The sequence below is a fragment of the Streptococcus rifensis genome (genome assembly GCF_053203525.1).
This window is the reverse complement of record NZ_JBRUCW010000002.1, coordinates 156,680-170,111: the sequence shown is the minus strand read 5'-3', so window position 1 is coordinate 170,111 and position 13,432 is coordinate 156,680. Positions and strand designations below refer to the sequence as shown.

General features: G+C 42.4%; 13 protein-coding genes. 9 read left to right on the top strand and 4 right to left on the bottom strand.

What is annotated here, in order from left to right; translation table 11 throughout:
• Nucleotides 1–20 precede the first annotated feature (20 nt).
• Complete coding sequence (locus ACVRYP_RS02015) at nucleotides 21–872, bottom strand: DUF975 family protein (protein WP_447467101.1); 852 nt, start codon at nucleotides 870–872, stop codon at nucleotides 21–23.
• 130 nt (nucleotides 873–1,002) lie between these two features.
• On the opposite strand from ACVRYP_RS02015, the gene tgt reads away from it, so the two are divergent.
• The 7 genes from tgt to ACVRYP_RS01980 all read left to right on the top strand — a co-directional run bounded on the left by tgt (nucleotide 1,003) and on the right by ACVRYP_RS01980 (nucleotide 9,338).
• Nucleotides 1,003–2,145: a tRNA guanosine(34) transglycosylase Tgt gene (gene tgt / locus ACVRYP_RS02010; protein ID WP_447467100.1), complete on the top strand. Its 1,143-nt coding sequence runs from the start codon at nucleotides 1,003–1,005 to the stop codon at nucleotides 2,143–2,145.
• 47 nt (nucleotides 2,146–2,192) lie between these two features.
• Entirely contained in the window at nucleotides 2,193–2,696 is a 504-nt protein-coding gene (msrC, locus tag ACVRYP_RS02005; RefSeq protein ID WP_447467099.1) for a free L-methionine (R)-S-oxide reductase MsrC, read from the top strand.
• Nucleotides 2,696–4,396 carry a DNA polymerase III subunit gamma/tau gene (gene dnaX, locus ACVRYP_RS02000; RefSeq protein WP_447467098.1) on the top strand — a complete coding sequence of 567 codons (1,701 nt, stop codon included), beginning with the start codon at nucleotides 2,696–2,698 and terminating at the stop codon, nucleotides 4,394–4,396. The genes msrC and dnaX overlap by 1 nt, the downstream gene beginning before the upstream one ends.
• A 1-nt stretch (nucleotide 4,397) precedes the next feature.
• Entirely contained in the window at nucleotides 4,398–4,784 is a 387-nt protein-coding gene (locus ACVRYP_RS01995) for a YwiB family protein (RefSeq protein WP_447467097.1), read from the top strand.
• Between the two features lie 241 nt (nucleotides 4,785–5,025).
• On the top strand, nucleotides 5,026–7,713 hold the full coding sequence (locus ACVRYP_RS01990) for a cation-translocating P-type ATPase (protein ID WP_447467096.1): 2,688 nt from the start codon (nucleotides 5,026–5,028) through the stop codon (nucleotides 7,711–7,713).
• Between the two features lie 75 nt (nucleotides 7,714–7,788).
• Nucleotides 7,789–8,577: a DUF2785 domain-containing protein gene (locus tag ACVRYP_RS01985; protein ID WP_447467095.1), complete on the top strand. Its 789-nt coding sequence runs from the start codon at nucleotides 7,789–7,791 to the stop codon at nucleotides 8,575–8,577.
• A gap of 20 nt (nucleotides 8,578–8,597) precedes the next feature.
• Nucleotides 8,598–9,338, top strand: a complete 741-nt coding sequence (locus ACVRYP_RS01980) for a glycerophosphodiester phosphodiesterase (RefSeq protein WP_447467142.1) — start codon at nucleotides 8,598–8,600, stop codon at nucleotides 9,336–9,338.
• An 85-nt stretch (nucleotides 9,339–9,423) separates the two neighbouring features.
• On the opposite strand, the gene trhA is transcribed toward ACVRYP_RS01980, so the two are convergent.
• The 3 genes from trhA to ACVRYP_RS01965 all read right to left on the bottom strand — a co-directional run bounded on the left by trhA (nucleotide 9,424) and on the right by ACVRYP_RS01965 (nucleotide 11,443).
• Entirely contained in the window at nucleotides 9,424–10,071 is a 648-nt protein-coding gene (gene trhA, locus ACVRYP_RS01975; RefSeq protein ID WP_447467094.1) for a PAQR family membrane homeostasis protein TrhA, read from the bottom strand.
• Nucleotides 10,058–10,513 (bottom strand): DUF1836 domain-containing protein, encoded by a 456-nt coding sequence (locus ACVRYP_RS01970; protein ID WP_447467093.1) that lies wholly within the window; start codon nucleotides 10,511–10,513, stop codon nucleotides 10,058–10,060. The genes trhA and ACVRYP_RS01970 overlap by 14 nt, the downstream gene beginning before the upstream one ends.
• 78 nt (nucleotides 10,514–10,591) lie before the next feature.
• Nucleotides 10,592–11,443 carry a putative phosphoesterase gene (locus ACVRYP_RS01965; protein WP_447467092.1) on the bottom strand — a complete coding sequence of 284 codons (852 nt, stop codon included), beginning with the start codon at nucleotides 11,441–11,443 and terminating at the stop codon, nucleotides 10,592–10,594.
• Between the two features lie 94 nt (nucleotides 11,444–11,537).
• Here ACVRYP_RS01965 and ACVRYP_RS01960 point away from each other — a divergent pair, with 94 nt between their 5' ends.
• Both ACVRYP_RS01960 and queG read left to right on the top strand, forming a co-directional pair.
• Nucleotides 11,538–12,179 (top strand): DUF4352 domain-containing protein, encoded by a 642-nt coding sequence (locus ACVRYP_RS01960; protein ID WP_447467091.1) that lies wholly within the window; start codon nucleotides 11,538–11,540, stop codon nucleotides 12,177–12,179.
• 102 nt (nucleotides 12,180–12,281) lie between these two features.
• Nucleotides 12,282–13,403: a tRNA epoxyqueuosine(34) reductase QueG gene (queG, locus tag ACVRYP_RS01955; RefSeq protein WP_447467090.1), complete on the top strand. Its 1,122-nt coding sequence runs from the start codon at nucleotides 12,282–12,284 to the stop codon at nucleotides 13,401–13,403.
• Nucleotides 13,404–13,432: the final 29 nt, after the last annotated feature.

The following is a 13,432-nucleotide window of genomic DNA, read 5'->3' as shown; positions in this document are numbered from 1 at the left end:
AGCCTCTTTTATATCATAGGTTAATGGGTTTGTAAATAGTTGGTCAGTCGATTGTAAAAAACAGTTTGAGCAGTGTTATAGTATGGGATCACATAAACAGCTGCTATACCCAGAGTAATTGCGACCAAAATCCACCAACCAATAAAACTAAAGTGTAAAAGAAACAATTGGAATTTGTAGCCATTCATCATGTGTCTACTAGCAGTAATACATGAACTTGCAGATGTGTAGGTGTTGTTTTTCAATTCATCATAGAGGATGTATTCTGTCATAGCATAGCTATAGGACTTGATGATGAGGGGGATCAATCCTAATACTGATAGGAGAGCTCCAGCCAACAAAATGAGACCAAGCCTTGTTGGATCAATGGTTAAGGTGATTTCTTGCAGGTAATCTAGAAACAATAGGACTGTAGAAACGATCACAGTCGTAGCTCCAATTAAGAGAGGGAGGCTCCATAAGAAGAGAAAGAGGCCTTTCATGAACAAGGTAGCAAAGACTTTTCCAAAATGCTCCGATGAGAATGCGCGAAGACTATCTTTAAAGGCTACCTCAGAGCGAAGACCACGGATAGCTTCTAGCATTGTCCAAAGAATGCCAAGGGTGATAAAGGACATCAAGATGGAGATAGCAAAACTAAAAATATCTCCAGAGAATCCCCAAACTAAATTGGGGGCATTAGAGCTAAGGGCAGTTGGATTAGTAAGAGCTGGATTACTCATTCCTTGTTCACCTAGTGTGTTCCACTGCACTCTAATCGTATTCATGGTTGAAAAGATTTGTATAACGATAGGAATGAGAAAGAGCAGGTACTTCCCTTTTAAGGTTGCAAGGATCTGACGGGCTTCCTCACGGATATCATAATTTTCCATAAATTCCTCCTTTTTTATCATTTTTCATTATACCCCAAAAAGCTGTTAAAGTAAATGCAGGCTTCTGCATAATATGGTATAATCAAGTCTAAAAGACAACTAGGACTGTTTTTCCTAGGAGGAGGAAACCATGTCAGAATCACCGATTCAATATCGTTTGATTAAAAAAGAAAAGCACACAGGTGCTCGCTTAGGAGAAATCATCACACCTCATGGCACTTTTCCAACCCCAATGTTTATGCCTGTGGGTACCCAAGCAACTGTAAAAACCCTATCTCCAGAAGAACTGAAGACTATGGGGTCAGGTATCATTTTAGCTAATACTTATCACCTCTGGTTGCGCCCAGGAGATGAATTGGTTGCAAAGGCTGGTGGCCTACACACCTTCATGAACTGGGACCAACCGATTTTAACAGATAGTGGTGGTTTCCAAGTCTATTCCTTAGCAGATAGCCGTAATATCACGGAAGAAGGTGTTACCTTCAAGAATCACCTAAACGGGTCAAAAATGTTTCTTTCACCTGAGAAAGCCATTTCCATTCAGAATAATCTTGGTTCGGATATCATGATGTCGTTTGATGAATGTCCCCAATTTTACCAACCTTATGACTACGTCAAAAACTCTATTGAGAGAACTAGTCGTTGGGCGGAGCGGGGGCTGAAAGCACACCGACGCCCACATGATCAAGGCCTTTTTGGGATTGTTCAAGGAGCAGGTTTTGAGGACCTCCGTCGCCAATCCGCACAAGATTTGGTCAGCATGGATTTCCCAGGCTATTCTATCGGAGGGTTAGCAGTTGGCGAGACACATGATGAGATGAATGCAGTGCTCGATTTTACGACGCCACTCTTGCCAGAACACAAGCCGCGTTATTTGATGGGCGTAGGAGCTCCCGACTCCCTCATTGATGGGGTCATCCGTGGGGTCGATATGTTTGACTGTGTGTTGCCAACTCGCATCGCCCGTAATGGCACCACCATGACCAGTCGAGGCCGTCTTGTGGTCAAAAATGCTCAATTTGCAGAAGACTTTGGTGCACTGGACCCGGACTGTGATTGTTATACTTGTCAGCATTACAGCCGTGCCTATTTGCGCCATTTGCTGAAGGCTGATGAAACCTTTGGTATTAGGCTAACCAGCTATCATAACCTCTATTTCTTAATCAATCTCATGAAAAATGTGCGTCAAGCGATTATGGATGATAACCTTCTAGAGTTCCGTCAGGACTTTATGGAAAAATATGGTTATGGTAAGAATGGCCGTAATTTCTAATAATGAATAAACAAGACTTATTTGTAAGATAAAGAAAAGGAGCGCCAATGACATCAACTCAAAAAATAGAAGCCTATAACCTTTTGATAGCTCAGTTAGAAGCCCTATTAGAAGGTGAAACAAATCCCTTGGCAAATCTGTCAAATGCGTCTGCACTTCTAAATCAGGCACTGCCCAATTCGGTTTTCACGGGATTCTACCTATATGATGGAAAAGAGCTGATTCTTGGGCCATTTCAAGGTGGCGTTTCCTGTGTGCATATCGCACTTGGCAAAGGTGTCTGTGGAGAATCTGCGTTAAAACAACAGACATTGATCGTTGATGATGTCACGACACATGCCAATTATATTGCCTGTGACTCAGCTGCCATGAGTGAGATTGTGGTGCCAATGATGAAGGAAGGTAAGTTACTTGGGGTCCTCGATTTGGATTCACGTTTTAAGGCTGATTATGATAGGATTGATCAAGACTACTTGGAGCGTTTTGTGTCTCTGTTAGTAGATAAAACACAGTGGAACTTTGCCATGTTTGGATTAGGAGAAATGCGTTAATGTATCAAGCACTCTATCGGAAATACCGGAGTCAATCGTTTGCGGAAATGGTCGGTCAAGAAGTAGTAGCAACGACACTGAGACAGGCTGTTTCTTCAGGGAAAATCAGCCATGCCTATCTCTTTTCTGGTCCTCGAGGAACCGGAAAAACCAGTGCTGCGAAAATATTTGCCAAGGCCATGAACTGTCCCAATCAGGTTGATGGTGAGCCATGTAACAACTGTTATATTTGCCAAAGTGTGACAGATGGTAGCCTTGAGGATGTCATTGAAATCGATGCCGCCTCTAATAATGGGGTTGATGAAATCCGTGATATTCGCGATAAATCAACCTATGCCCCTAGTTTGGCGCAATACAAGGTTTACATCATCGATGAGGTGCATATGCTGTCAACAGGGGCCTTTAATGCCTTGTTGAAAACCCTTGAAGAACCTACAGAAAATGTCGTCTTTATTTTAGCAACGACAGAACTTCATAAAATACCAGCCACTATTTTGTCTCGTGTGCAACGGTTTGAATTTAAGGCGATTCAAACTGCTGCTATTAAAGACCATTTAGCAAAGGTCTTGGATCAAGAAACCGTTCGTTATGACGATGAAGCCTTGGGCGTGATTGCCAGACGGTCTGAAGGGGGAATGCGTGACGCTCTCTCTCTCTTAGACCAAGCTTTGAGCTTGACGACTACGGATCAGATTACCCTAGCTACAGTCGAGGAAATAACCGGATCGATTAGTTTACAAGCTCTGGATCATTACGTCGCTGCGATCATCCGGCAAGATAGTCAAGAGGCACTTAGACAACTTCAAACGATTTTTGAAGAAGGTAAGAGTATGAACCGCTTTGCGACGGATCTTCTTGTCTATCTACGCGATTTATTATTAGCGAAGTCGGGAATCGAGAGTAGTCGAGTATCAGACTTGTTTATAGAAAATGCCTCAATTGATCAAGACCATATTTTTAGATACATTGATCAGGTGACTATTGGCTTAAGGGAAATTAAAGCAAGTGCTCAGTCTAAAATCTATGCCGAAGTCATGACAATGAGATTGGCAGAAGCTAGTTTTTCTCAATCTGAGATATCTCCAGCATTTTCAGCTGAGATAGAAAGCCTACAACGTCAAGTAGAGTCCTTACAGCAAAAACTGCAGCAATGGCAAGGTGCTATCCCAGTGCAGCCTGTAGTTCCAAAAGCGCAACCGAAAACAGCTCAAAAGAGACCGAATTATCAAATTGATCGTAGTCGGATCACCCATATTTTAGAAGAAGCAGTCGAAAATCCAACCCTAGCTCGAGAAAATCTGACCAAACTCCAAAATGCTTGGTCCGAGGTAATAGAGCATTTATCAGGAGCTGATCGAGCTTTGTTAACAGGTTCACAACCTGTAGCTGCTAATGAAAATCATGCGATACTAGCCTTTGAATCACGATTCAATGCTGAACAGACGATGAAACGCGATAATCTCAATGTGCTTTTTGGCAATATTCTGAGTCAAGCTGCTGGATTTTCACCTGAGATATTAGCGATCGCCCAAGAGGATTGGGTAGCTATTCGGGCCGAATTTTCAAGTCGTAGCCGTGAAAAAAAGGAGATGAGCTCAATTCCTCAGGCATCATCAGCAGATCTAGAGGACCAGCAAGTAGTAGAGATTCCTGAAAATTTTGCTTTTCTAGCTGAAACCCTCGAGATAAAGGAAGATTAAGATGAAAATTCACCTTAGAAATGAAATTCAAATAGATGAAGAAACTGAAATTATCCTCCAAACCTTTGATGTGACAGTCCAGCAAAAAAAGAACTTTACCTACCTCATTTATCATAATGATGAAGGAGAAAAAGTGGTGTTAAAGCTTGATCAAGATGAGCTAGTGATGACCCGCTTTTCAGATCCAAAATCAATCATGCGTTTTGTAAGAAAAGAAGATGCTATCGTCACCGTTCCGACCCCCATGGGCTTACAACATTTAGTAACGCGAACGCATCAGTTCGTCTTTGATAGAGAAGAGCAGAGTCTATTGCTTCACTATGATTTAAAACCTCTTGATGGTAATCAGTTATTTGCCTCCTATCAGATGATGATTTCCTGGCAATAAGGTGTTGAAAATGTTTGGAAATTCATGAAAAAAACGAAAAAATAAATCTGAGAAACTTGATTTTTCATCCTAAAATGGTATAATATCACTTATATCAAGGGAGTAGCAGACGGTTCTTTGAACCGTGATTATGTCGTCAATACGAGTTTATCCGGCGTAATCTTAAACAGCGAGACTTGTTTTTTTTACAAGTCTCTTTTCTTTTTTGAAAAGAGGCAAAAACAAAAAAAGGAGAAGAACAGTGTCAAAAGAACAATTGCGTGATAAGTTTTACACCTTATCTGAATCAGACGTCCTATCGAAACTCGATACGACAACTGATGGTTTGACCAGTGCACAGGCTGAGGAGCGTTTAGCGACCTATGGCCGTAACGAATTAGAAGAGGCTGAAAAGCGGACCCTCTTCCAAAAATTTCTTGATCAGTTCAAGGATTTGATGATTATCATCCTCTTGGCAGCCGCAGGTCTGTCAGTTCTAACAGAAGGAATGCACGGCTTGACCGATGCCATCATCATCCTCTTGGTTGTTGTCTTGAACGCTGCCTTTGGGGTTTACCAAGAAGGTCAAGCGGAAGCAGCCATCGATGCTCTTAAGTCTATGTCAAGTCCGAGTGCGCGTGTCTTGCGTGATGGGCATGCTAAGGAGGTTGACTCAAAAGAGTTGGTTCCTGGCGATATTGTCATGTTAGAAGCTGGTGATGTCGTACCAGCGGATATGCGTCTCCTTGAAGCAAACTCTCTTAAGATTGAAGAAGCAGCCCTTACGGGTGAGTCTGTTCCAGTTGATAAAGATCTTTCAGTTGAATTAGCTGAGGATGCCGGTATTGGGGATCGCCTCAATATGGGCTACCAAAACTCAAACGTTACCTATGGTCGTGGATTAGGTGTCATCACCAATACTGGTATGTATACAGAGGTCGGTCACATTGCTAACATGTTAGCGAACGCTGATGAGTCAGATACGCCACTGAAACAAAACTTACACCAACTGTCTAAGATCTTGACTTATGCGGTCTTGGTGATTGCGGCGATTACCTTCGTTGTCTCAGTATTTGTGCGTGGGGAAGCACCACTCAATTCCTTGATGACTGCAGTTGCCCTTGCGGTAGCAGCAATCCCTGAAGGTCTTCCTGCGGTTGTAACAGTTGTCCTTTCTATGGGGACACAAGTTCTTGCCAAACGGAACTCCATTATCCGTAAATTACCAGCAGTTGAAACCCTCGGATCAACTGAGATCATCGCTTCTGACAAGACTGGTACCCTTACCATGAATAAGATGACAGTTGAGAAGGTCTACCAAAGCGGTACGATGGCTGATGCGGCTGAGCCAATTTCACATAACAGCATGACTCTTCGTGTCATGAACTATGCTAACGATACCAAGTTTGACCAAGAAGGGAAATTGATCGGTGACCCGACTGAGACTGCCTTGGTTCAATTTGGATGGGATAAGCAATTTGATGTCCGTCAGGCACTGAAAGCTGAGCCACGTGTGGCTGAAATTCCATTTGATTCAGATCGTAAGCTCATGTCAACCCTTCATACACAAGCAGATGGTAGAATTTTAGTAGCCGTGAAAGGTGCTCCAGATCAGCTTCTACAGCGTGTGACCCAAATTGATATAGATGGTCAAGTGCGTCCAATTACAGATGAAGACCGTGACGAAATCCTTCGCGTTAACAAATCTCTTGCCAAACAAGCTCTTCGTGTCCTCATGATGGCTTACAAGTATGAAGATGCAGTCCCTACTGACTTGACTTCTGAAAGAGTTGAAAATAATCTTATCTTTGCTGGTTTGGTTGGTATGATTGACCCTGAGCGACCAGAAGCTGCAGAAGCGGTTCGTGTCGCTAAAGAAGCAGGTATCCGTCCGATCATGATTACGGGTGACCACCAAGATACTGCTGAAGCCATTGCCAAGCGTCTTGGAATTATTGACCCTAATGATACAGAGGACCATGTCTTTACCGGTGCAGAGCTTAACGAATTAACGGATGAAGAATTCCAAAAAGTCTTCAAACAATACTCTGTATACGCTCGTGTGTCACCAGAGCATAAGGTTCGTATCGTGAAGGCTTGGCAAAATGAAGGCAAAGTTGTTGCCATGACTGGTGACGGGGTTAACGATGCGCCATCTCTTAAGACAGCTGACATCGGTATCGGTATGGGGATTACAGGTACTGAGGTATCTAAAGGTGCTTCTGACATGGTCCTTGCCGATGATAACTTTGCAACGATTATCGTAGCGGTTGAAGAAGGACGTAAGGTCTTCTCCAACATCCAAAAAACAGTCCAGTACTTGCTCTCAGCCAATACCGCAGAGGTACTCTGTATCTTCCTTGCAACTCTCTTTGGATGGGATGTCTTGGAACCAGTTCACCTTCTTTGGATTAACTTGGTAACCGATACGCTTCCAGCGATTGCTCTTGGTATGGAACCAGCTGAGCCTGGTGTTATGCAGCACAAGCCTCGTGGACGTAACTCAAGCTTCTTCTCGGGTGGTGTTCTTGGAGCGATTGCCTACCAAGGTATCTTGCAAGCTGCTCTAGTTCTTGGGGTTTATGGTTACGCCATTGCAAACCCAGTTCACTCAACTTATGCTGAAATTCACGCGGATGCCCTTACGATGGCCTATGCGACTCTTGGTTTGATTCAGTTGGTACACGCCTTTAACGTTAAATCTGTTTACCAATCTGTCTTTACGGTAGGACCGTTCAAGAATAAGACCTTCAACATGGCTATTATCGGTTCATTTCTGCTTTTAGTAGCAACCCTTACTATTCCATTCTTGGAAAAAATCTTCCACGTGTCACACCTTGACTTATCACAGTGGGGTGTTGTCGTTGCAGGTAGTTTAGCTATGTTTGTCCTTGTTGAAATCGTTAAATCCATTCAACGCGCTCTAGGCATGGCTAAGAAAGCTATCTAACCTATTTTGATATGGTTTACTTAAGAAGCTAGGACCTGTTCCTAGCTTCTAATTATCGCTTTAAGGGGGGTTGAAATGCAAGATTGCTTATCACTAAAATTAGCTATGGATAACTGTGTCTATACTGATGAGGAAATAAACTGGTGTTTAGAAAACATTGGCGATGTCAATCCGGATATCCGTGATGGTTTGGTTTACCTGTCGTTCTGTAAAATGATTGACGAAGAAAGATTGACGGTGGACCAGTTTAAAGCAATCGGTCAGTGGTGTCAATCAGAGCAATCCATTTATTCTAAGTTACCAGAGATGGGGGTGCCTACGCTAAAAAGGTCTTTTACAGCCTTGCTTCAAACCCTCTTGCTTTGGGCTGATGACAGGGATGGCAGTGCTTTTCAAGGAAAGTTATCACGGGCTGTGAGAGAGTATTTTTTTAAGACGGCACTAGAGTATCTACGTCTTGAAACAGATGATACAGCTTTGCATCCTGATTTTGGATGGGTTCATGCTTTTGCTCATGGAGCCGATCTTTTAGCAGTCGCCGCTTGTCATTCACAATTCCCGTCGATTCAGATGAATAAGTTATTAGAAGTGCTTGGTGACATTTTTCTAACACGGCAGAGGCGCTTTGTAGGGGATGAGGAAGGACGATTGGCGGCTGTTATCATTCGGACAATTCTTCAGGGGAAACTATCTGTTCAAGGATTGATAGACTGGTTAAAAAAGGGGAATTTTTCGAATGAATTTATAGATGACTGGGATAGGCAACAATCGTTTCGTCTCTTTTTGCTACCAATCTATGTAGAGCTCGATCACGCTAATCTTCTCGAGGCATCTGACAAGGATGTCCTTTATGCATTGATTTAACTTCAGTAAAGGATGATGTTATAACTAAAATTATTGCGCATCGTGGCAGTAAAAGCAATCGCCCAGAGAATACAATCATAGCCTTTCAGGAGGCTCTGCGAGTTGGTGCTGATGGGATTGAATTAGACGTTCATATGACAAAAGACGGTCAACTCGTTGTGATTCATGATGAAAGTGTTGATCGGACGACTAGCGGACGTGGTCTAGTTAGAAAGATGACCTTGGCTGACCTCAAACAATTTGATGCTGGTTCCTGGTTTTCTCCGGAGTTTTTCCGAGAAAGAGTTCCAAGCTTAGAAGAGGTGCTGTTCTTTTTGGAACAATCTCAGTTTGATGGTGAGTTAAATATTGAGGTGAAGACGGATAAGTACCCTTACTTTGGAATCGAAAAGGTACTTGCAAAGCTTATGCAGTCTCAAAAGTGGTCATTTGACTATTATTATTCGAGCTTTAACCCCTGTACACTATACAGGATGAGTAAGTTCGATCCAGGTATTGAGTTAGCCTTTCTGATGAAAGAAGAAAACCATCTCATGTGGCTGGCGGACAAACTACCTTTTATCCAGACTTTACACCCGCATCGCAAAACATTTTCCAAAGGATTGCCGAAATCCCTTCAAAAACCCTATCGCTTATGGACAGTAAATCGCACAGAGGATATGCAAAAAGCCTTTAGACTGGGAGTCAAAGGCTTTATCACAGATAAACCAGAAGAAGCTTTGCGGCAGCGACTCTTATGGGAAAGAGATACAACTTTTTAAGCATAAAATCAATAAAGAGGGAGAGCGACATCGGATCTTTCCCTCTTTATTATTGTTTGTTAGATTTAGCTCTTATCAAATAGCATTAAATCATGAAAAATACGATAGCAATATACTGTAGAACTGAGGCTAATAGAATGAAAAAGTGCCATATCATATGTGAGTAGGGCCGCTTGCGGGAGTAGAAAATAGCGCCAACAGTGTAAGCTAGACCTCCAAAGAGCATGAGCAGGCTGAAGACGGGTTGAGCTTTATTAAGGACAGCAGGAATAATCAAGATAATCATCCAGCCCATGATGAGGTAGAGGGCCATACTAAATTTTGCATTGATGTGCTTGGCGAAGATTTTATAAAAAATGCCAAAGAGGGTGATTCCCCACTGAAGCGCAATAATGGTATATCCCAGCCAGCCTCCAATCAAAGAAAGCGCAACAGGCGTATAGGAACCAGCAATAGCGATGTAAATCATACTATGATCAATAAGCCGACAGATATACTTCTGTGGTGTGCCGTAGCCCATAGCGTGGTAAATCGTGGAGGAGAGAAACATGAGAAAGAGGCTGATGATAAAGATAGACATGCCAACAACCGCTTTTAGGTCATAATGCTGGTGGGCATAGGCTACCGAAATTGGCAACAATACTAGCATGGCAAGTGAGCCAATTGCGTGTGTGACACTATTAGCAACCTCTTCCCCGAAGGTCAATTGTCGGCTAAGTTTAGTCATGTTCATAGTTAGTGTCCTCCATAGATTGTAATATGTCTAAGGTTGCATGGTAATGGTGCAACGTTTTGCAAGCGAGTTGGATAACTTTAGGTATTTCACTCTCTGGGTCAAAATTCCTTTGATTTAGGCAAGCGCTTAGAGCATCAAAAAGGTCTTCTTTTTCATAAGTTTGAGAAAGTGTCATCATGGCCTGGGTTAATTCCTGAATACTGAAAACATCCTTGAGCAGTGAAATAACAGTCAACTGAGCCAGTTGAGTCTTTCCGTATTTCTTTTTAATCGGTTTACGAACATAACCATGTTTGACATAATTATTGACCATTGCAGCTGTTAAAGGTTTTTGATATCTGGGATTAAACTGAGATGTCAAGTCATTAATATAGAGCAGGACCTGATCGAGATAAAGGTCAATCGTCGGTAAATCCGTCCACACAGGAAAATTAGTCATTATAACAATCCTTTTATCTTGTTTTGATAACTAGATTATATCCTTTTAAAAATAAAAAAGCAAGCAAAAGCTCACCTTTTAGTTGAAAAAGCTGATAGACTGCAAAAACTCCTTGGCCAGATGCTGTCTGTAGAAGGCCTGGAATTCTGGTAGACTTTTAATGAAACGGTAGCGCTTGGCAAATTCGTAAGTGGGACCCTTAAGATATTGGGGATAGGTTTTCAGAAAGCTCTGGACCATCTGCCACTCACGCTTATACCCGAGAGGTCTAGCCTGATAATGAATCCCATCAATCACCTGATTATGTTTGTGATGCAGGTGGCCAAAAACAACATTCTTGACACCGTGCTTGAGGAAAAGGGGATGGAAATCTGGACTTCCTAAAAAGGCACTGAAACGGGCAAAGTAAGGATGGTTGGGAATAAAAGAACTGTGTGGCACAAAGTGCATGGCAACAATGACAGGTTGTTGAGCTTGTAGTAGTAACTCATCTAACTTTGCAAGACTTTGTTCAGTGAGTGATTTATCAGATAAGGGGCGGTTGAGTTTGCGGTCAAACCAGTAAAAATTCTTGCTGGCCAGATGTTCTCCGTCTGTTTTATTAGGGTTGAAGCCATAATCATACCAACCGGCAAGATGAATCAAGGAGTAACCGTCTAGTTCAATAATTTGCCCATCCTGTTTCTGAATGATGCTTTCATCAAGCCCCAGCATATCATGATTGCCTAGGTTATAGGAAAGAGAAATGTCCTGCGAGAGGTCAGCCAAAAAGGGCTTGGTGATAGTTTGAAAATCATTAGAAAGATCGCCTGCCAGATGGAGGTGGTCAACATTGGCTTCTTTTAGAGTAGAAAGCAGGGTATCCCTTTCAAATGCTCCAAATTCATTCACATCAATATGGAGGTCACTCATAATTGCAAGTTTAGTCATGGTCATATTATACCAGAATCCCATCTAAATTTTCAAAAAAGGGGTTGACAATATATATATATAATATTCTTATAACAAATTTTAGGAGAATATGATGGCCAAACGAATCAAAGACGAAAACGGTAGAGTATATGTAGAGAAAAAACCTTTTTATAAAAAGTGGTGGTTTATTTTACTAGTGGTTTTGTTAATTGTTAGTCCATTTTTAGGTAAAAATGCTCAAAATAGTACTACAAATAGCTCTACTGCACAAAAGACTACGACAACATCTAATAGTCAATCAGAACAGACGGAGTCTAATGAAGAAACTGTGACTGTTGACAAACCAGTGTTCAACATCGGTGATTCTGTGACTGTTGGAGATGTGGTTTATATCGTACATGGTATAGAATCAGCAAAAACAGTTGGTACAGAGTATTTCAATGAAACTGCAGACGGACCCTTTATGATTATTAATATGACTATCACGAATAATGGAAAAGAGGCTTTGTCTGTTAGTGACGGATTTTTTAAAGTCCTTAACAATGATGTTGAGTACTCTCCAGACTCGGCGGCATCAATACATATCAATGAAGATTCTCAGGGATTTTGGCTTGAGTCTATTAATCCAGGATTATCTAAATCTGGTAAAGTAGCATTTGATGTGACTGATGCAGTTATTGCTGGACCAGGCAGCCAACTTAAAGTTCAGACAGGTATTTGGGGAACACAAACTGAGGTTATTAACCTCAATTAGTTATCAAATAAAAGGGGTAAGCTGAGATGGTTTATCCCTTTTCAGTATTGTGCGGATTCAGGATGTATTTTCTTTTTCCTTTATTTTTGCTAAAATAAATCTATGGATCTCAAGGAAAAAATTATTGAGCTCAGTCAGGAAATCGGGATTTCCAAGATTGGCTTTACAACGGCAGATGATTTCGCTTATCTGGAAAAGTCCCTTCGGGCTTCGGTCGAAGAGGGGCGAAATTCTGGCTTTGAGCATAAAAACATTGAGGAGCGGATTCAACCGCGCCTCTCTTTGGCGTCTGCCAAAACCATCATCTCGATTGCAGTTGCCTATCCGCATAAGCTGCCTGTTAATCCGCCCAAGTCGCACTATAAGCGGGGCAAGTTTACGCCAAATTCCTGGGGGTTGGATTACCACCATGTCCTGAAAGAAAAGCTGGACAAGCTGGCGCGTGGCATTGAAGCCTTGACCGCTGATTTTGAGTACAAAGGTATGGTGGATACCGGGGCCTTGGTCGATACGGCAGTCGCTAGACGGGCTGGGATTGGATTTATCGGAAAAAATGGCCTAGTGATTTCCAAGGAATTTGGTTCTTACATGTTTTTGGGGGAATTGATCACTAACCTAGAGATTGCCCCAGACCAACCCGTCGATTATGACTGTGGGGACTGCAGACGCTGTTTGGATGCCTGTCCGACCTCTTGCTTAATCGGGGATGGGACCATGAACGCTCGGAGATGCCTCAGCTTTCAAACTCAGGACAAAGGCATGATGGATCTGGAATTTCGCAAGAAAATTAAGACGGTCATCTATGGTTGCGACATCTGCCAGATTTGCTGCCCTTATAACAAGGGAATTAACAATCCCTTGGCTACCGAAATTGATCCAGAGTTGGCCCATCCGGAGTTGATTCCCTTCTTGGAACTGTCCAATGGTCAGTTTAAAACTAAGTTTGGGCATATTGCGGGCTCTTGGCGGGGAAAAAATATTCTCCAACGCAACGCCATCATCGCTTTAGCTAATGCCAATGACCGCTCAGCTATTCCCAAAATCCTTGAAATCATTGACAAGGGGCAAAATGATATCCATGTGGCAACAGCTATCTGGGCACTGGGTGAATTGGCCAAGCAACCCAATGAGGCTATGATTCAAATGGTAGCGGATATCGACAGTGAGCATCCCGATATTCTTGCAGAGCAAAGTGCCTTCTTGGCAAAATACGCGCAGGTGTGATATAATAACGAGATAGAGTAGAATGGAGG

Coding starts and splice junctions, on each gene's coding strand:
- ACVRYP_RS02015 (WP_447467101.1), bottom strand. CDS start 872: ATGGAAAATTATGATATCCGTGAGGAAGCCCGTCAGATCCTTGCAACC.
- tgt (WP_447467100.1), top strand. CDS start 1,003: ATGTCAGAATCACCGATTCAATATCGTTTGATTAAAAAAGAAAAGCAC.
- queG (WP_447467090.1), top strand. CDS start 12,282: ATGGATCTCAAGGAAAAAATTATTGAGCTCAGTCAGGAAATCGGGATT.
- trhA (WP_447467094.1), bottom strand. CDS start 10,071: ATGAACATGACTAAACTTAGCCGACAATTGACCTTCGGGGAAGAGGTT.
- ACVRYP_RS01960 (WP_447467091.1), top strand. CDS start 11,538: ATGGCCAAACGAATCAAAGACGAAAACGGTAGAGTATATGTAGAGAAA.
- ACVRYP_RS01970 (WP_447467093.1), bottom strand. CDS start 10,513: ATGACTAATTTTCCTGTGTGGACGGATTTACCGACGATTGACCTTTAT.
- dnaX (WP_447467098.1), top strand. CDS start 2,696: ATGTATCAAGCACTCTATCGGAAATACCGGAGTCAATCGTTTGCGGAA.
- ACVRYP_RS01985 (WP_447467095.1), top strand. CDS start 7,789: ATGCAAGATTGCTTATCACTAAAATTAGCTATGGATAACTGTGTCTAT.
- ACVRYP_RS01965 (WP_447467092.1), bottom strand. CDS start 11,443: ATGACTAAACTTGCAATTATGAGTGACCTCCATATTGATGTGAATGAA.
- msrC (WP_447467099.1), top strand. CDS start 2,193: ATGACATCAACTCAAAAAATAGAAGCCTATAACCTTTTGATAGCTCAG.
- ACVRYP_RS01995 (WP_447467097.1), top strand. CDS start 4,398: ATGAAAATTCACCTTAGAAATGAAATTCAAATAGATGAAGAAACTGAA.